Origin of the sequence: Tateyamaria sp., assembly GCF_039945315.1 — a bacterium.
Taxonomy (GTDB): Bacteria; Pseudomonadota; Alphaproteobacteria; order Rhodobacterales; family Rhodobacteraceae; genus Tateyamaria.
Genome location: NZ_JBDUXB010000038.1, coordinates 244,484 through 262,041, shown reverse-complemented (window position 1 = coordinate 262,041; position 17,558 = coordinate 244,484). Strand labels below are relative to the sequence as shown.

Below are 17,558 nucleotides of genomic sequence, written 5' to 3'. Positions count from 1 at the left end.
GCCGTCGATCTGGTCATAGGCCTGAAAATCGCCAAAATACTTCGTGATCGCCGCCGTCAGCGTCGTCTTGCCGTGGTCAACGTGACCAATCGTGCCAATGTTAACGTGCGGTTTGGTACGTTCAAACTTTGCCTTTGCCATCTTTCAAGACGCCCTTCTTTGATCAGTGTGAGACAGTATGCCCAATTTGGTATCGCGGGCGATGTATTGCGCACGCAGCGGAAAATCAAGCGGATGCTGCACCCAATCAGCAATTGGCATACGCTTCACTGCGCCCAGAACCAATGACCATAGATCAGGTGATGTTGAGCGGCCCAAATGCGCGCGCGCTGTTGTGGGGCGTCAGCTGGGTTCGACCAAAACCGTTTCGCCAGAAATCGCGACAGGATCAGGCTCGAACCATCCCTGTTCTTCTCGCTGCGTCACCAAATAGCGTTCAACCGCCTTGGCCGCGTTGCGGCTAAGTTCGACCAATTGCTCTTCCGCGCTCATCGTGTATCCGGTCCCGACGAGGGCGCCTGTGCCGAAGGTCTCAAGCACGGTGATTTGTTCGGGGGTGTCGTTCAGTTTCTTTCCTGCGGCATCGTCATAGACCGTCACGTTTATGATCAGCGCGGATTTCGGAGAAAGCACCAATGGAACTCCGGGAGGAGCCAGCGCGTAGCCTTCCACAGAAATACCAAAGTGATATCGACTTGCTCCGTTGTAGCGCCCAAAGCGTTCGGCCATTGCCGTGCGCACGGTTTCTGCCAGTTCCTCTTCGGTGGCGGCGCGACTTACCGGGCTGCGCTGGGCTTTGGAGGCAATGACGATGTTGTGCTCAAGCCGGAAGTCGCCCAATGGCACAGGAGCATCCTGCAGATCGGCAGAGGGGCTACATGCCCCTAGAACCACCATTATCAAAACGCCCAGAACTGCTCGCACCATGCCTGTATTCTCCCGTTTTCACCGCTCGCATGTCGATAGCCCAGCTACGGCGTCGGTGCAATTGCCCACGCCCCACACCATCACATATGTTACCTGATCGCCAAGGAGACCATTATGCCGGCCTCTGCCAAATTTGCTCGCCGCCCGTCCGGGTTCCGCTTGTGAACGAAGTCTTGGGCCTTTGGAAAAGCATGTCGATGGCGCGCAACGACGTGCCGAGCATCATCCTCGCGACAGTGCTCAGCCGTTTCAAGGTGAGTCCTGTACCCGGGCACAATCCGGAGCCTGTAATGATCCTGACACTGCGCCCCGAGTGCGGCGTTTGGCTCACGACCAAAGCTGTCTAGCTTTCCGCAGGTTTGCAGATATTTTGCAGCGCGGCCCACTCTTTGTCATCCAAGATGGGCGTGGTGCGTCCTTGGGTCTTGGCGAACGTACGGGCCGCCTCCGCCCGGTCGGTCGTTTCAGGGTGGCTAGACAAATACTCGGGCAGGTCCGGAAGGGTGCGTTCAAGCCCATCGAGGCTATCAAAGAAGGTGGCCAGCGCTTCTGCATCCGCACCCGCTGCCTCCATCATATTGAGGGCGAAAACATCTGCAGCTGCCTCCGCCTCGCGGGTGTAGGACGCGTTGAGCGTGTATTCGGCAGCCACAACGACAGCAGAACCGCCAGCAAAATCACCAAGCACGAGGGCAAGTAGCCCTGCAGAGCCTGCCGCGCGCAGAGCACTACGTGTGGTATCGCGCGCCTCTACGTGACCGATTTCGTGAGCAAGAACGGCTGCGATTTCATCTGGGGTTTTAGCGCGATCAAGCAGCCCGCGCATGATCACAATCTGCCCACCGGGAGCCGCAAAGGCGTTGACCATCTTGTGATTGAACACACCGATGTTGAGGTCATAGCGCAGATCGCCCGCCTCGGTTAGGCGCGCCGTCATCTTGTCCAGTGCCGCGCGCCCATCCGGGTTGTTGCATGCAAGTCCGCCCACCTCTTTGCCACCCAAGAACCGTTCCATCTGGTTCACGACGGTTTTGCCGTACGCAACCTCGCGTTCAATCGGGATCAGAGTTGCCAGCGTGTTGGCCATGGCCGGAAGAATAACGAAGATCATCAGACCAAGGGCTGCCGCCGCCAAACCAACGCGCGTGGCCACTTTGCGCCCAGTCCCTTGCGCCACATCGCGCCGTTTCAAATCCGGGCAAAGGCGGGTCAGGATGCTGATCATATCCGCATCTTCGACCGTGAGGCGCGCGGTACGGATCAGCCCACTGTCCAGTGCCGCATCCGCACGCAGTGTCAAAACCACCTGATCGGTGCGCGCGTGATCAGCCAACGCCCGGATCGCATCCAGCGGCCAGTATTGCGAGCCCAAGGGCAATTCGGGATGTGTGAGGCGCAGGGTTTCTGCAGCAGTATCGACGGCCAGATCAACATCCAGCCGCTGTCCGCTTTCCCCATCAAAGAACCGCCCCACCGCCTGCATCAGATGGCACCACCGACATCGAGTGCATCTGCGAACCCTTCCGCATCCGCACCTGCGTCCGCCGCGCGTTGTTGAATGGTGTTGAGGTGGTCGGCGTTGTAGACAAACACGTTGTTGACCGCATGTTCGATGACCGGCTGTGTGATCATCACGAGGCTCAGCCCTCCCGCGATAAGAAAGGCCGCCATGTAAAGCGCCGCGATGAAGACCAGCAGGGGTATATTCCCGGTCAGCAGCGCTTGGTTCATGGTAACGGAAACCCCGCCAATCACGCCAAAGACGACACCCATCAAAACAGAAATGATGATTGACCCAATGATAAATATGCGCAGGACCTGACCAGTTTCCATGCGCGCATCAAAGGTCACCTCGCCGTCCAGCACCTTGTGGCGTGTCAGATAATTGAAGGCGTAGACCCGATAGTAGACAAGGCCGATGAGCAGCCAGATGATCCCAACAAAGATCGCAATTCCGCCAATGATCGCTCCGCCGATACCAGAGGCTGCAGCCATAATCGCCAACAGGAAAAAGCTGACGGCGATAATTCCCAGACCGATAAACACATGCTTCATACCCGCATACAGGTCCTGCCAGCGCCCGGTCTGCACGAACTTTCCGTCACCATACCAGCTGCGGTCCGCCATGTATTTTTCCAGTTCGAACGTCGCCAGCGGGTTCAACAGGCCAAGGGACATCGCATTCAGCACGTAGAACCCCAGCGCCCGTCCCGCATAACCCCACGCCCCGTTTTCCATCCCAAATCGGATACCGCGCCAGCGGGAGCGCGCCATTTTGTAGCGCCGTGCTCGGTATTGGGCGAACAGCATAAGCGGCAAGACGGCCAGCAAAGTAATGAAGATCGCTCCGATCTGAGCCAGTTCCTGACCTTGACTTTGCGGGTCTACAAAAAGGTGCAGACCAAAGTAGAACAGCGCCATCTGCACGACGCCCAGATAGACCGCCAAAATGACAATCGCGACGAGAAAGCCCAGAAATTTTTCAAGGCCGGTGCCCGTGTATTCAAAGCTGTCACCATCGCCCGTTGTCGCGGACCAGATGTACTTGCGGATCCGTGTTTTGGCCCAGAAGCGATAGATGCCCAACGTCACGAGCGTCAAAAAGGACGTCATAATAGAAAGTCGGAACAGAGCTCCGCGCGCACCAAAGTAGCGGCCTTGAATCTGTGAACTCATGGGTCCTGTTCTCTTAAAATACGCCTCTTTTCAGCAACCACGCGCATGTGGCCGTTTCGCGGCGAAATCAGTTAAACTTATTGTCTCGTGGAAATCCGCGCGGAGCCATGCGGCCCGCACCCGCACGTTTCCCATACCATTCGTTCAATTCGGTTTCCGTGCGCGTTCTGCCTGCTGGATCACTCCAGCTCAGGCCCTCTTCACGGTTGAAGGTCGTGGCATCGCTTAGCCCGCCATCTTTATATTTTTGCAACCGGACGCCCTTACCCCGAGCCATTTCAGGCAGTTCATCAAGACCAAAGACCAGAACTTTGCGGTTTTGGCCCACAACGGCAACGCTGTCTCCGCTTATTGGCGTGCACACTGCAACAGCCACGTCACCGCGCACGTTCAGCACTTGTTTGCCGCTGCGAGTTTGGGCGATCACCTCATCCTCGGGCACGACAAATCCGTCCCCAGCCGTCGAGGCGATCAACAACTTGCGCTCTGGCACATGGATCATGATCGAATGAATTTGCGCTTCATTCGGAAGATCGACCATCAGTCGCAGCGGTTCACCCATGCCGCGCCCACCCGGCAGGTTTGACGCCGACAACGTGTAGAACCGCCCGTTTGAACCGACGACAACCAAGCGATCGGTGGTTTCAGCATGGAAAATAAACCGGGGGCCATCGCCATCCTTGAACTTCAATTCACGGGTCAGATCGATGTGCCCCGTCATCGCACGAATCCAGCCCATCTGACTGCAGACAACGGTGATGGGTTCACGATCAATCATGGCTTCAAGGGGCACGTCCTCGACTGTACCCGCCTCGGCAAAGGTGGTGCGACGTGCACCGCCATCCCAGTCCTTGCCGAATTGCTTTTTGGTGGCCTTGAGCTGGTCGGAAATGGCGTCCCACTGCAGGCTTTCGCTTTCCAACAGGTCCTCTAGCCCCGCGCGCTCTTCCATTAGTGCGGACTGCTCGCGGAGCAACTCGACCTCTTCCAGCCGACGCAAAGATCGCAAGCGCATGTTCAGAATGGCCTCGGCCTGCACGTCGCTCAGTTCGCCTTCACCGGGCGGGGGTGGGACGTAGGCGGCCTCATTCATCGCACGCGGGTGATCTTTGCCCCAGTCTTCGCGCATCAGTGCGGCCTTGGGATCATCATCATAGCGGATGATGTCAATCACACGATCGAGGTTCAGGAAGGCGACGATCAACCCTTCGAGCACCTCAAGGCGGTGGTCGATCTTTTCCATCCGGTGCTGGCTGCGCCGGATCAGCACTTCGCGGCGGAAATCAAGGAAGGCGCGCAGCACCTCCTTCATGGAACAGACTTTGGGCGTCACACCGTCGATCAAGACATTGAGGTTCAGCGAAAACCGCACCTCAAGGTCTGAATTGCGATAAAGCATACCCATCAGCACTTCAGGATCCACGTTCTTGGAACGCGGTTCGAGGATCAGGCGGATGTCGTCGGCAGATTCGTCGCGCACATCACCAAGGATCGGGATTTTCTTTGTCTGGATCAGCTCGGCCAGCTTTTCGATCAGCTTGGATTTCTGGACCTGATAGGGAATTTCAGTGACGACAATTTGCCACTGTCCGCGGCCCAGGTCCTCAACCTCATAGCGGCAACGCAGGCGGAACCCGCCCTTGCCCGTACGATAGGCCTGCGCGATCTGATCGGCAGGTTCGACAATGATGCCCCCAGTTGGGAAATCCGGGCCGGGCACGTAGTTGAGCAATGTGTCATCGCGCGCGTCGGGCGTTTTGATCAAATGCAGGCAGGCGTCACACAACTCAGCAATGTTATGAGGAGGAATGTTGGTCGCCATGCCCACGGCAATCCCGCTGGAGCCATTGGCGAGCAGATTTGGGAACTGCGCGGGCAATACGACAGGTTCCGTCAGCGTGCCGTCGTAATTGTCCCGGAAATCAACAGCGTTCTCGGTCAACCCATCGAGCAGGGCCTCGGCCACAGCCGTCATGCGCGCTTCAGTATAGCGCGAGGCGGCCGGGTTATCCCCATCGATATTTCCGAAGTTCCCCTGCCCATCAACCAGCGGGTACCGGACGTTGAAATCCTGTGCCAACCGGGCCATCGCATCATAGATCGCCGCGTCCCCATGGGGGTGATAGTTGCCCATCACATCGCCGGAAATCTTCGCCGATTTTCGAAATCCGCCGTTCGAGGACAGGCGCAGTTCTCGCATAGCGTACAAAATGCGCCGGTGAACGGGCTTCAGCCCGTCGCGCGCATCGGGCAGTGCACGGTGCATGATTGTGGACAGCGCATAGGTCAGATAACGCTCGCCCAAGGCACGGCGAAGCGGTTCGGATAGGTCCATGTTGGGGGCGTCGGCCTGATCTGACATATATGCTGTGTAGCGGGGAGTGGATTGCCCGACAAGCATTCAGCCAGCCTTTTAAGAAAATTCGGAGACCTTTGCGCGACGCTCGAGTTGCTTTGACACAACAGACATCCTTAGGGGGAAACTCTTTGTCATTTAACCCGTGATAGGAATCGCTACGCCTGCTACAAACAGAACGCGTCGTTCGATTACTGCCGGAATGACGCATTACATCTTATGAGTACAAACTTGGGGGGACGCACGAAATGTGGCGTTTCATTTTGATCAGTTTCGGGTTTCTGAGCTTCGTCTTTTACGAGATGAGCGGAGGCGCCGATTTCGATTCCGAGGAACTGCGACTATCTCGCGTGGAAACGCCGCCGGTTGTCGAAACCACAAACCTCGAAAACACCCAGATAGCGCAAGCGCCCCGCCCAGTCCCTGAAGACGTGACCCGCGTGTCGTTGAGCCTGACGTCAGTCAACGATGTACTCCGCCCAACAACTCTGCGCACGCAACGGGCAAGAGTGACAGACGGTACCGACGAGGTCGAACAGATTGATGTGGCCCTGAGCGAGGCCAAACCTGCGGTTGTCCTGCCTAGCCTGATCATGGACCAATCGGCCATTACAACCGTCACTTTCGGCCAAGACTCAGGTGATCAGCAGATCGTCGCGATTTCTGCGCCGGCTGAACCAGCCGCAACTGAAGCACCTGCAGCAACTGAATTTGATATCCGGTCCGTCACTGGAGACAGCGTAAACGTACGCGGTGGGCCCGGCACGGACTTTTCAGTGGTCACGCGGATGGTACGCGGCGACAAAGTCGAAATCCTGCAAGACCCCGGACAAGGGTGGGTACAACTACGCCTCGTTGGCGGTGGTCCTGTGGGCTGGATGGCAGACTTCTTGCTGAGCGACGGCTAAGACAACTCGCCCCGTTGATTTTTCTTAGATGAACTGACACTGACTGCGTCTCAGCTTTGGCGGAGGCGCGCATGGCACAAAAATCAATTCTCATTACCGGGTGTTCTTCGGGCATTGGCTATGCGTCGGCTTTGGGCCTTCGGGACGTAGGCTGGCGGGTATTCGCCTCTTGCCGCAAGCCGGAAGACTGTGCGCGGTTACAAGCCGAGGGGTTTGACAGCCCCCTAATCGACTATGCAGACGCCGCAAGTATCGCGACCGGCCTCGCAGAAGTTCTCGAAACGACTGGCGGGACATTGGATGCTCTGTTCAACAACGGAGCTTATGGAACCCCCGGAGCAGTCGAGGACCTGCCGACAGATGCCCTGCGCGCGAATTTCGAGGCCAACTTCTTTGGTTGGCACGAGCTCACACGCGCTGTGATCCCGGTAATGCGCGCCCAAGGGCATGGTCGGATCGTGCAAAACTCCTCGGTTCTCGGATTGGTAACCCTGCGCTGGCGCGCGGCTTATAACAGCACCAAGTTCGCCCTCGAAGCGCTGACAGATACGCTTCGCCTCGAAATGCGGGACACACCAATCCATGTCATTCTGATTGAACCAGGCCCGGTAACGAGCAAAATTCGCGCTAACTCCATTCCGCACTTTGAACGCTGGATAGATTGGGAAGCGTCGCCCCGCGCCGAGCAATACCGGCGCGGGCTGTGCAAGCGTTTGTACGAAGACAATGGCCCAGACACGTTCGAACTGCCACCCGAAGCGGTTGTCAAAAAACTACGTCACGCCATTGAATCTCCGCGCCCACATCCACGCTATTTTGTGACCACGCCCACTTATTTCATGTCGTTTCTACGCCGAATTCTCCCCACAAGGGCTCTAGATTGGGTCCTCTCTCGGGTTTGAGAGAAGGACGTCTTCGCTTTTTGCAAATGGGCCGCTAAATGATGCGGTAACTGGAAAACTCAAAGAACGGACCGGACATGTCTCAGGACCCTTTTCTCATTTTGATCCTGCTTGCCTGTTTGGCTGTTGTGGTCGTGCTGATGCTGGGCCTTGGTGGTTTTGCCAAAGGGTCCGGATGGGCACAAAAAAACTCAAACAAGCTGATGCAATATCGCATCGCAGCACAGTTCGTCGCGGTTCTGCTGATCGTGGCCTATGTGTATTTTCGTCAATCCGGAGGGCAATAGGTCATGGTTGTACTGAACAAAATCTACACAAAAACCGGAGATGCAGGCGAAACGGCGCTTGGAAACGGTGCCCGTGTGGCGAAACACGCGATGCGGGTCACAGCCTACGGCACCTCAGACGAGTTGAACTGCTTCGTTGGTGTGGCCCGGCTTGAAGCCTCGGGTGATGTGGATGCAGCCCTGAGCCGCATCCAGAACGATTTGTTCGACCTTGGCGCCGATCTGTGCCGCCCTGACATGGAAAAAGATGCAGAGGCCGAATACCCGCCATTGCGGATGGCCGATTCTCAGGTTAACCGGCTCGAGTCCGAGATTGACGCCATGAACGACGCCCTTGAACCATTGCGCAGCTTTATCCTGCCGGGCGGGTCGGCCCTTTCAGCGCATCTGCACGTGTGTCGTACCGTCGCACGACGGGCTGAGCGGCTGAGCGTGGAACTGGCCACGATGGAAGCGGTGAACCCGGCGGCCGTCAAATACCTTAACCGCCTCAGCGACTGGTTCTTTGTTGCCGCGCGCATCGCAAACAACGGCGGCAAGGATGATGTGTTGTGGGTTCCAGGGGCGAACCGCACATAGTGGGCCAAACCCTCCGGGAGAGGGTTTGAACGGGAAATGCGGAGTGCGGTGGTGCCGCCGGCCGACGCCTCTTAACCTTCTGCCGGCTCCCATAACTCAATTGGTGTGCCTTCTGGGTCCTCCAGATGTGCGAATTTCCCGATCCCCGGCATCTCCTCCACCAGATGGACGTCAACCCCGGCTGATTGGAGTTGCGTCATCATTGCCGCCAGATCGCGGACTCGGAAATTCAGCATGAATGCCTTGTCGGCACTGAAATAGGTGGTGTCCTCAGCAAACGGGGCAAACACTGTCGCCCCACCCTCAGCCATCCAAGGTAATTGGTCGGCTGCAGTGGGCACGAGATTGATGCCGAGCATGTCACGATACCATTGTGCCAACACCTCCGGCTGCTTGGACCGAAAGAAAAAGCCACCAAAACCTGTCACCTGTTCCATGTCTCCACTCCTTTTACACACCATACCATGTTTCCTATTCGCGCGCAGTGAGGACAAAACGCGGCGTCTATTTGCTATGACGCGACGATTTTGACCTGTTTCCGTAACGACGCTTTAGGTAAACGGGCCAAGACCAACTAACTCGCTTGGTGAAAGACGAGTCGTATTTAAGAGAGGAACGCTCATGAAGGTGCTTGTGCCCGTCAAACGCGTGATCGACTACAACGTGAAAGTGCGCGTCAAAGCGGACGGATCGGGTGTTGATCTCGCCAATGTGAAAATGTCGATGAACCCCTTCGACGAGATTGCCGTCGAACAGGCCATTCGGTTGAAAGAAGCCGGTCAGGCCGAAGAGATCATTGCGGTCTCTGTCGGCGTCAAGCAAGCGCAGGAAACCTTGCGTACTGCACTTGCCATGGGCGCGGACCGTGCGATCCTCGTCATCGCAGCGGATGACGTTCACACCGACATCGAGCCTCTGACAGTTGCCAAGATCCTCAAGGGTGTGATCGACGAAGAGCAGCCGGGCCTCGTGCTGTGCGGCAAACAGGCGATCGACAACGACATGAACGCGACCGGCCAGATGCTGGCAGCACTCATGGGTTGGAGTCAGGCGACTTTTGCCTCCGAAGTAGAGATTGCCGCCGACAAGGCGAAAGTGACACGCGAAGTGGATGGCGGTTTGCAAACCATCGAGGTGAGCATGCCCACGGTCATTACCGTTGACCTGCGCCTGAACGAGCCACGCTATGCGTCTCTGCCCAACATAATGAAAGCCAAGAAAAAGCCGCTGGATGAAAAGACAGCTGCCGATTACGGCGTCGATGCAACCCCACGCCTCACAATCGTGAAAACCACAGAGCCTGAGGCGCGCGCTGCAGGGATCAAAGTGGGTTCGGTCGACGAGCTCGTCGAGAAACTCAAAGAAGCGGGAGCAGTGTAATGGCAGTCCTACTACTTGCAGAGATCAATGACGGCGAACTGGCGATGGACGCCACGGCCAAAGCAGTCACAGCTGCGACGTCGCTTGGTGACGTTGTCGTTTTGGCGGCGGGTGCAACCTGTGCCGCTGCCGCTGCCGAAGCGGCGACGATTGCGGGCGTGTCCAAAGTGCTGTGCGCAGAGGATGCTGTTTATGGCAAGCGCCTTGCCGAGCCAGTAGCTGACCTGATCGTATCGCTGGCAGGCGATTATGACCACGTCGTCGCCCCGGCCACGACTGACGCCAAGAATGTTATGCCCCGCGTTGCAGCCCTGCTTGACGCTATGGTCATCTCAGATGCAACTGCCGTGATCGACGCGAACACGTTCGAACGACCAATCTATGCCGGCAATGCGATCCAGACCGTGCAATCTGGTGATGCCAAAAAAGTCATCACTTTCCGCACATCCACCTTTGATGCCGCAGAAACCGGTGGGTCGGCTTCTGTGGAAAACATCGCCGCTGCTGCTGATCCTGCTTTGTCGTCCTGGGTTGAAGACAAAGTCGCCGCAAGCGATCGTCCCGAACTGACATCAGCCGGTGTGGTTGTGTCCGGTGGGCGCGGCGTGGGTTCCGAAGACGACTTTGCCCTCATCGAGAAACTGGCAGACAAGCTTGGCGCTGCTGTCGGTGCATCGCGTGCGGCGGTCGACTCTGGTTATGCGCCAAACGATTGGCAAGTGGGTCAAACCGGCAAGGTTGTGGCACCTGATCTTTACGTTGCCGTCGGCATTTCCGGTGCGATCCAGCACCTTGCTGGCATGAAAGACAGCAAGATCATCGTCGCAATCAACAAAGACGAAGAAGCCCCGATTTTCCAAGTGGCGGACTATGGTCTGGTCGCCGACTTGTTTTCGGCGGTCCCTGAGATGATCGAAAAGTTGTAATTACAGCCAAACCACCAAAAAAAGGGCCCGCAGTATGAATGCTGCGGGCCTTTTGCGTCCTACAACATAGATTGCAAGGCCGGTTTGAGTGCCGATGCAATTTCGTTGTGCACGGAAGGTCCGAGCATTTTCGAGGCCGCCGGCACATCCATCTCTGACAACACCATGCCATCCATGCCCGTCGCCCTGGCCTCTGGTGAAGCGACAACTTCGACGTAGTGCGTCGCCATGGACGCCACCTCTTCCAGCATCATCCGGTTCACAAAGGCAGGTTCCGCATCAAGGTTACAATCAGCGCTTTCTGGGGACGTGTCGCTCGCCCAGAGGAGGATAGACTTCCCCTGTATCTGACTAAGAACCAACCTCATGCGGGCAACCCACGCCGAGCGGAGTTCGTCTAGCACAGTTTCGAACCGCTCCGGAGATACTGTGATAAGGCGCTGGAGCATGTGGTTGGTAAAGTTGAATTCTGCAAAATCCACTTCACGGTAAATCGCGCGTAGCAGTGCAGAGGCATCCACAAAGCGGTCATTGCGACGCGGATGCACCCGGTAAAACCGGTTGGACATGTTGCGCGGGCTCGTAATCTGAATAACCGTCGCCGCCGCCTTGGTCGTAACGTCTCGCAGGAACGGATCTGTAGCAAAGACATCGACTCCACCGTTCAAGCTGCCAAAGTTGACGCAGGTGATCCCCAACTCGGCCTCCAGCACATCCGGGAACGGCGTTTGAATGAACTTGCCATAGGTTGTCGTCCCCCCAAAGAACGCAACAAACGGATCGCTCAGCGACCGCCGAGGCCCTCGAAACAGAATCTTTGAATGTCCGTATCGACACGGCAGGTAATCGAGTCCCCCCGGACTCAACGCTTGATAACTCATGAAACCCACTCTTAAATATTTACCCGCCTACAGGATCGCACGCCAGACTTGCCAATTCCCTAATGGAATATGACGATATTGAGGCATGTTAACCTTTGTTTGCTGACTGACCCGGCCTTGCCCCTCACCACCGCCTGCCCCTATGGTGTCGCGTCGAACAGAGGTGCAGTCATGGACATAAAAACCGTTGGAATCGTAGGCGCCGGTCAGATGGGAAATGGCATTGCGCACGTCATGTCGCTTGCCGGATATGAGGTGATGCTAAACGACGTGTCAGCGGAGGCTCTTCAGGCGGGCCTGTCCGTGATTGACCGCAACCTCGAACGGCAAGTGAGCCGGGAAAAAATCACCGCGGACGAAAAAGTGACAGCGATGGCCAGGATATCACCTGTGCAGGCGCTGCCCGAGTTGGGTCAGTGCGACCTGGTGATCGAGGCGGCGACTGAGCGAGAAACTGTCAAACAGGCCATTTTCGAAGACCTCGTCCCCCACCTGAAATCAAACACCATTCTAACGTCCAACACGTCGTCTATTTCGATCACACGTTTGGCAAGCCGCACGGACCGGCCTGAGAAATTCATGGGTTTTCACTTTATGAACCCTGTGCCTGTGATGAAACTGGTCGAGTTGATCCGCGGTATCGCCACCGACGGCGAAACCTTTGATGCGTGCAAGGCTGTGGTGGATAAGCTGGGCAAGACCGCTGCCACGGCCGAGGATTTCCCTGCGTTCATCGTGAACCGCATCCTTATGCCGATGATCAATGAGGCGGTTTATACGCTTTACGAAGGGGTCGGGTCCGTCTCATCAATCGACTCGTCCCTCAAACTGGGTGCAAACCATCCGATGGGACCGCTGGAACTGGCCGATTTCATCGGGTTGGACACATGTCTGGCGATTATGAACGTCCTGCACGACGGGCTGGCAGATACGAAATACCGCCCCTGCCCACTTTTGACGAAATATGTCGAGGCCGGGTGGTTGGGGCGGAAAACGCAACGCGGTTTCTACGATTACAGGGGAGAAGTTCCCGTTCCGACCCGCTAGGTGCGTTTTCCGCAAGGGAGATGCGAACCTTCCCAGACGAGTGGTGAGCTCAGTCTTTCAATGCGAGGGTATGGGCGCGCAACCAAGCCATGAAACCGCGCGGGTCGTCTTTCCACTTTTCCACGTCTTCCTGCGGCAATGGATGTCCGACAACAGGTCCCTGCGGCTTATTGCAGGAATGCACAATCTCATGCAGCAGCAGGCCTTGACGCAACATGGGCGAGACCTGATTGGCAATCTGATAAGCCCGGCTGTTCTGCCCAACGAATTTCATCGGCACCACGGTTGCTCCGGAACGACGGATCAACTGGGCGGTGAACACGGCCCATTCGCCTTCGACCGCATCGCCCCACCAAGTCTCGGACGCAGCCACACCACCAGACGGGAACAGCGCCACAACGCCGCCTTCCTTCAGGTGCGCCATGGCCTTGGCGCGCATTTCCACACCCTTACGCTGTGCGTCATGGTCATGGGGGAATGGCACCGGGATCATGTAACTGCCCGCGACCTCATCAATCGCAGTCAGCAAAGAGCGCGTCAGGATTCGGTAGTCAGGACGTACGCGACCGATCAGATCGGCAAAAATCATACCGTCGACCATACCGTGTGGATGATTTGCCACGACAATCACGGGACCAGTTTTAGGAATACGATCTAATTGCTCGCGCGGGGTCGTCAACTCAATCCCCATCACGTCCAACGCGGCGCGCCAAAACGCTTGACCTGTAGGAGCGCCCTTCCTCTCGAATTTCCGAATAAGGCGCAGAACGGTCAGTTTACCGGTGAAGGCTTCCATCACGCGGATAAAACTGGCTTTCCACGGGTCTTCAAACGTAGAGGCGTAAGACAGGCTACGCCGATCGTATTTGGCAAAGTTGACCTTTTCAGGCTCTGCACCTTCGATCATGTTTTGCGTGCTTTCGACCAAGGGTCCGCCACCTCTTTTGACCTGCCAGTCCGCGGCGGACCGGCCTTAGGCCTCTTCCCCAAACTTGTCCGCCACAAGGGCGGTGAGCGCCTCGGCCAGAGCATCAGCATCCGGACCTGAGGTTTCAACGTCAATAAAACTTCCAATCGGCGCTGCCAACATCAAAAGGCCCATAATACTATCCCCTGATGCAGACATGCCATCTTTGCAGACCGTCGCGCGGGCATCAAACGCTTCGACCACCTCAACCAATTTCGCAGAAGCCCGGGCGTGCAAGCCCTTGATGTTCACTATTTCCAGTTTGGCTTGAGTCATAATTTACGTGTCTGCACTTATATTTTGGCTGTCGATGTACTTTTTTCCAGCATCCAAGGCCAAACGCACAGCATCTGCGACTTCCAGTTGGCGGCTTTTGGCGAGTTTGATCAGCATTGGCAAGTTCGCGCCGTAAAGGATGCGGCGGTTTTGCGGGCGACAAGCCCGCATGCTCAGGTTTGACGGCGATCCTCCAAAGAGATCCGTCACCACAACGACGCCGTCCCCACTATCAACGGAATCCGCAGCCTTGCAGATCTCCAGTTCTTTGTCGTCTCTGTTGTGATCAGATTCTATCGTTATCGCGCGCATGCCGGGTTGGCGCCCAACGACATGTTCGATGGCACGTAGATATTCGCCCGCAAGGCCTCCATGGGCCACGATCACGATGCCGATCAAGCTTCAAACCTCTTTGCGTTTGTGGCGATCCAGTTCTCGGTGGCGAATAGACACCTGCCAGCCCGCCTCTGCAAGGGTTGCGCCCAAGGTTTCGGCCATTGCGACAGAACGGTGTTGCCCACCCGTACAGCCCAAGGCAACCGACAAGTGCGACTTCCCCTCTGCCAAATAGGCCGGCAGCAACCAAAACATCATCTCACACAGCTTTGACTCAAATTCGGCTGCGCGCGGGTCTGTCCAGATGTGATCACGTACGGTGGCGTCTTTTCCGGTGCTGGAACGCAGGGATGGCTCCCAAAAGGGGTTTTTCAGAAATCGACAATCAAACACCATATCGACTGAACGTGGCAGGCCGCGTTTATAGCTGAAACTCTGCACTGAAACGGCCAACTGGCTGTGATCCCCTTTGGAAAACCAGTGCTCGACTTCGGCACGCAACTGATGGACATTCAGATCAGACGTGTCGATCAGAATATCTGCACCAGATTTCAAAGGCTCAAGCAGCGCCTTTTCGCGTTGAATGCCGGCCTCCACCTGATCCGCTTCTGCCAAGGGATGCCGTCGTCGTGTCTCAGAAAACCGTTTCAGCAAAACGTCAGTATTGCAGTCGAGATAAACAAGCTCTGGCACAAGCCCAGGGACCGCAGAAATCAGACCAAGGATGTCCATTACCGAACTCACCGAGAAGTCTCGGTTGCGCGGATCTATCCCCAACGCGACCGGTTTATCCGGGATCGGGTTTTCGAGCAGGGCTGGGATCAGGCGCAAGGGCATGTTGTCGATGGCCTCATAGCCCAGATCTTCAAGAGCGCGAATTGCGCTGGATCGGCCAGACCCGGCTGGGCCGGTCACCAATACAAGGCGGCGTACATCTGGGTTGGCTGTGGTCATAGCGGCTCTGCTCGTTCTTCCTTGAGGCACTGCAAGATCGCCGCAGGCCATGCGGCGTTGGCCACACTGTGCAGGCAAGGCCGCTCCAAACCAAGTAGAGTGACGGAATGACGGTGCGGCAGACGGTCGCGTTCATGCTGATCCAGATCAACCGCAAGCCTGATTTCGGCTTCCGTCGTATCTGCCTGCAACAGTCCGACGCCACGCGCTTCTACCAGGCCTTTGATTGTCGCCGGAGCAGATGCCCAAAGTACATCTTCACGACGCATAAGCTCCGTCTGATCGTCCGAGATGAGGGTGCAGCCTAATGCCATAAGCTGCAATCCGAGCGTGGATTTTCCGCTACCCGACCTGCCCATGATCAGCAGGCCGCGCCCGTTCAGCGCAACGGAAGTAGCATGTATGAGCAAGTGTTCGGCCATGGCCGATCAGACCGGCAATCCCACGACAAAGCGCGCACCAAGCGGCTCAGAGGTAATGTCGGCATCTGTCGGGCGAATGTTTTCGGCCCAGATCACACCGCCATGCGCCTCGACAATTTGTTTGGAGATCGCCAAGCCCAGACCGGAGTTGTTTCCGAAGTGCTCGTCGGGACGTTGCGAATAAAAGCGTTTGAAGATTTTGGTGAGAGCCTGATCGGGAATACCCGGCCCTGTATCTTCGACCACGACCAACACGCGGTTTTCGCGCTTGCGGGCCCAAATGCGAATGGCGTCGCCGTCTTCGCAAAACGAAATCGCATTGGTGATCAGATTAACAAACACCTGCGCCAGACGTGCTTCGAGTCCCTGTATTTCGAAAGGCGTCGCTGGCAGATCAGAGATAAATTCGATCCCCTTGCCGCGCGCGTCTTCACCCAGATACTCGCTCAAGTTTCCAAGCATTTGGAGCAAGTTGAATGGTTCTTCTTCTTCCTTGACCAGTTCGCTGTCCAGACGCGACGCGTTGGAGATGTCGCTGACTAGGCGATCAAGCCGGCGCACATCATGATCAATCACATCAAGCAGTTTCTCGCGCTGATCGTCCCGCTTTACCATGCGCAGCGTACCAACAGCCGAGCGTAAAGATGCCAGCGGGTTCTTGATCTCGTGGGCCACATCGGCGGCAAACTGTTCATTGCCGTCGATGCGGTTGTAGAGCGCCGCAATCATGCCGCGCAGTGCGCCGGATAGGCGTCCGATTTCATCAGGACGGGCCGTCAGGTCGGGGATACGAATGCGGCCCGGATTAACTTTGCGCGCATTCTTGTCGCGTCCAAGTTCAGCCGCAGTCGCAAGGTCAGACAGGGGGTTTGCGATGGTGGAGGCGAGAACAAGGCTGAGACCGATCGAAACCAGCGTAGCTATAACAAACATCTGCAACACACGTTCACGTTCACTGCGCACCATTGCGTCAATCTCGCCCGAGGCACTGGTCAATGCGACGACACCAACTGCGGTGCCATCCTGTTCAATCGGGGTGACAACGCTGAAAACAGCACCACCGGCGCCGTCAAGTCCCTCACTGACTTGGGTTTCCCCGCTCAAAGATCGAGCAACAAGCGGGCGCAACTGTTCTCCAATCGCCGGCGGCGCCGTCGGTTCGGAAGCAAAGGGACCCGAGATCGTATTCCACAACCAACTCAGCCCATCAGTTAGCAGAGCCATGTCTTCACCGGTTTCCGCTTTGGGTTGAAGCGACTTCAGTGTGCCTTGGTTCTGTGCAATTAGCGTGTTGGCGGCGTCAAAAACGAAAACCTCGTGGCCCTGACGTAAATCCAGTTCGGCCAGGGTCGCTTCCACATCAACCCCATCACCTGTCGCGAGGTTGACGGGCGCACCAGCAGGCAACTGAGCTTCAACAACATCGGCAACCAGTTGAGCCTGCGCCACAAGCGCTGCAATGCGCTGCACCGCAAGGCTGTCACGGGTCGAGTTGAGATAAAGGATGCCCGCAACAAGAACGTTGAGAGCGATCAGGTTGAAGGTGATAATCTTGCGCGCCAACGGCGAGCCACGCAGCGAAATAATGCTGCGTCGCGCGCGGTCATCACGCAACTCGGAAGAGGCTGCCGTTTCCGGTGCAACCCAGTCTTCCCCAAGCACGACGTCCCCGTCGTGCGATGGTGGGGTTCTCATGTCTCGCAAGAACGTCCCCTCAGCCTATGCCAATTCCGG

Annotated in this window: 21 protein-coding genes; 8 read left to right on the top strand and 13 right to left on the bottom strand. The window is 56.7% G+C overall.

All coding sequences use genetic code 11. The features are described 5' to 3' along the window. Both ABJD00_RS12965 and ABJD00_RS12960 read right to left on the bottom strand, forming a co-directional pair. Positions 1 to 141: GTP-binding protein (locus ABJD00_RS12965; protein ID WP_348404421.1), on the bottom strand; the 141-nt coding region annotated here is incomplete at its 3' end. Positions 142 to 342: 201 nt separating this feature from the next. Continuing rightward, positions 343 to 927 (bottom strand): hypothetical protein, encoded by a 585-nt coding sequence (locus ABJD00_RS12960; RefSeq protein ID WP_413833699.1) that lies wholly within the window; start codon positions 925 to 927, stop codon positions 343 to 345. Positions 928 to 1,088: 161 nt separating this feature from the next. On the opposite strand from ABJD00_RS12960, the gene ABJD00_RS12955 reads away from it, so the two are divergent. Continuing rightward, the gene (locus ABJD00_RS12955; protein WP_413833720.1) at positions 1,089 to 1,274 is read left to right on the top strand and encodes a hypothetical protein; all 186 of its coding nucleotides are present in this window, start codon (positions 1,089 to 1,091) and stop codon (positions 1,272 to 1,274) included. On the opposite strand, the gene ABJD00_RS12950 is transcribed toward ABJD00_RS12955, so the two are convergent. The 3 genes from ABJD00_RS12950 to ABJD00_RS12940 form a co-directional block, all read right to left on the bottom strand. Beyond that, positions 1,271 to 2,410, bottom strand: a complete 1,140-nt coding sequence (locus tag ABJD00_RS12950) for a M48 family metallopeptidase (protein ID WP_413833696.1) — start codon at positions 2,408 to 2,410, stop codon at positions 1,271 to 1,273. The genes ABJD00_RS12955 and ABJD00_RS12950 overlap by 4 nt on opposite strands. Next, positions 2,410 to 3,603 (bottom strand): DUF898 family protein, encoded by a 1,194-nt coding sequence (locus tag ABJD00_RS12945; protein WP_413833693.1) that lies wholly within the window; start codon positions 3,601 to 3,603, stop codon positions 2,410 to 2,412. The genes ABJD00_RS12950 and ABJD00_RS12945 overlap by 1 nt, the downstream gene beginning before the upstream one ends. Before the next feature lie 67 nt (positions 3,604 to 3,670). After that, a complete protein-coding gene (locus ABJD00_RS12940) occupies positions 3,671 to 5,965 on the bottom strand; it encodes a DNA topoisomerase IV subunit A (RefSeq protein ID WP_413833714.1) in 2,295 nt (764 codons plus the stop codon). Positions 5,966 to 6,207: 242 nt separating this feature from the next. On the opposite strand from ABJD00_RS12940, the gene ABJD00_RS12935 reads away from it, so the two are divergent. The 4 genes from ABJD00_RS12935 (at position 6,208) to ABJD00_RS12920 (ending at position 8,635) form a co-directional block, all read left to right on the top strand. Continuing rightward, positions 6,208 to 6,867 carry an SH3 domain-containing protein gene (locus ABJD00_RS12935; RefSeq protein ID WP_413833691.1) on the top strand — a complete coding sequence of 220 codons (660 nt, stop codon included), beginning with the start codon at positions 6,208 to 6,210 and terminating at the stop codon, positions 6,865 to 6,867. 71 nt (positions 6,868 to 6,938) lie between these two features. Then, positions 6,939 to 7,769 carry an SDR family NAD(P)-dependent oxidoreductase gene (locus ABJD00_RS12930; protein ID WP_413833688.1) on the top strand — a complete coding sequence of 277 codons (831 nt, stop codon included), beginning with the start codon at positions 6,939 to 6,941 and terminating at the stop codon, positions 7,767 to 7,769. A 77-nt stretch (positions 7,770 to 7,846) separates the two neighbouring features. Further along, positions 7,847 to 8,056: a twin transmembrane helix small protein gene (locus ABJD00_RS12925; RefSeq protein ID WP_413833685.1), complete on the top strand. Its 210-nt coding sequence runs from the start codon at positions 7,847 to 7,849 to the stop codon at positions 8,054 to 8,056. A 3-nt stretch (positions 8,057 to 8,059) separates the two neighbouring features. Then, positions 8,060 to 8,635 (top strand): cob(I)yrinic acid a,c-diamide adenosyltransferase, encoded by a 576-nt coding sequence (locus tag ABJD00_RS12920; RefSeq protein WP_413833682.1) that lies wholly within the window; start codon positions 8,060 to 8,062, stop codon positions 8,633 to 8,635. 71 nt (positions 8,636 to 8,706) lie between these two features. Here ABJD00_RS12920 and ABJD00_RS12915 read toward each other — a convergent pair whose 3' ends face one another. Beyond that, positions 8,707 to 9,072 carry a VOC family protein gene (locus ABJD00_RS12915; protein WP_413833679.1) on the bottom strand — a complete coding sequence of 122 codons (366 nt, stop codon included), beginning with the start codon at positions 9,070 to 9,072 and terminating at the stop codon, positions 8,707 to 8,709. Between the two features lie 184 nt (positions 9,073 to 9,256). On the opposite strand from ABJD00_RS12915, the gene ABJD00_RS12910 reads away from it, so the two are divergent. Together ABJD00_RS12910 and ABJD00_RS12905 are read left to right on the top strand one after the other, a co-directional pair. Then, positions 9,257 to 10,015 (top strand): electron transfer flavoprotein subunit beta/FixA family protein, encoded by a 759-nt coding sequence (locus ABJD00_RS12910; RefSeq protein WP_413833676.1) that lies wholly within the window; start codon positions 9,257 to 9,259, stop codon positions 10,013 to 10,015. Then, positions 10,015 to 10,941 carry an electron transfer flavoprotein subunit alpha/FixB family protein gene (locus tag ABJD00_RS12905; RefSeq protein ID WP_413833674.1) on the top strand — a complete coding sequence of 309 codons (927 nt, stop codon included), beginning with the start codon at positions 10,015 to 10,017 and terminating at the stop codon, positions 10,939 to 10,941. Before ABJD00_RS12910 ends, ABJD00_RS12905 begins: the two co-directional genes overlap by 1 nt. A 59-nt stretch (positions 10,942 to 11,000) precedes the next feature. Here the strand turns inward: ABJD00_RS12905 and ABJD00_RS12900 are convergent, their stop codons facing one another. Then, entirely contained in the window at positions 11,001 to 11,822 is an 822-nt protein-coding gene (locus ABJD00_RS12900; protein ID WP_348420083.1) for a DUF6473 family protein, read from the bottom strand. A 171-nt stretch (positions 11,823 to 11,993) separates the two neighbouring features. On the opposite strand from ABJD00_RS12900, the gene ABJD00_RS12895 reads away from it, so the two are divergent. Continuing rightward, a complete protein-coding gene (locus ABJD00_RS12895; RefSeq protein ID WP_348420084.1) occupies positions 11,994 to 12,869 on the top strand; it encodes a 3-hydroxybutyryl-CoA dehydrogenase in 876 nt (291 codons plus the stop codon). 49 nt (positions 12,870 to 12,918) lie between these two features. Here ABJD00_RS12895 and ABJD00_RS12890 read toward each other — a convergent pair whose 3' ends face one another. The 6 genes from ABJD00_RS12890 to ABJD00_RS12865 form a co-directional block, all read right to left on the bottom strand. Continuing rightward, entirely contained in the window at positions 12,919 to 13,776 is an 858-nt protein-coding gene (locus tag ABJD00_RS12890) for a lysophospholipid acyltransferase family protein (RefSeq protein WP_348420085.1), read from the bottom strand. Between the two features lie 66 nt (positions 13,777 to 13,842). Further along, positions 13,843 to 14,112 carry an HPr family phosphocarrier protein gene (locus ABJD00_RS12885; protein WP_348420086.1) on the bottom strand — a complete coding sequence of 90 codons (270 nt, stop codon included), beginning with the start codon at positions 14,110 to 14,112 and terminating at the stop codon, positions 13,843 to 13,845. Between the two features lie 3 nt (positions 14,113 to 14,115). After that, positions 14,116 to 14,511, bottom strand: a complete 396-nt coding sequence (locus ABJD00_RS12880) for a PTS fructose transporter subunit IIA (protein ID WP_348420087.1) — start codon at positions 14,509 to 14,511, stop codon at positions 14,116 to 14,118. A 3-nt stretch (positions 14,512 to 14,514) separates the two neighbouring features. Further along, on the bottom strand, positions 14,515 to 15,402 hold the full coding sequence (gene rapZ / locus ABJD00_RS12875) for an RNase adapter RapZ (RefSeq protein WP_348420088.1): 888 nt from the start codon (positions 15,400 to 15,402) through the stop codon (positions 14,515 to 14,517). After that, a complete protein-coding gene (locus ABJD00_RS12870; RefSeq protein WP_413833668.1) occupies positions 15,399 to 15,824 on the bottom strand; it encodes an HPr kinase/phosphorylase in 426 nt (141 codons plus the stop codon). The genes rapZ and ABJD00_RS12870 overlap by 4 nt, the downstream gene beginning before the upstream one ends. A gap of 6 nt (positions 15,825 to 15,830) precedes the next feature. Then, positions 15,831 to 17,519 (bottom strand): sensor histidine kinase, encoded by a 1,689-nt coding sequence (locus tag ABJD00_RS12865; RefSeq protein ID WP_348420094.1) that lies wholly within the window; start codon positions 17,517 to 17,519, stop codon positions 15,831 to 15,833. Between the last annotated feature and the right edge of the window lie 39 nt (positions 17,520 to 17,558).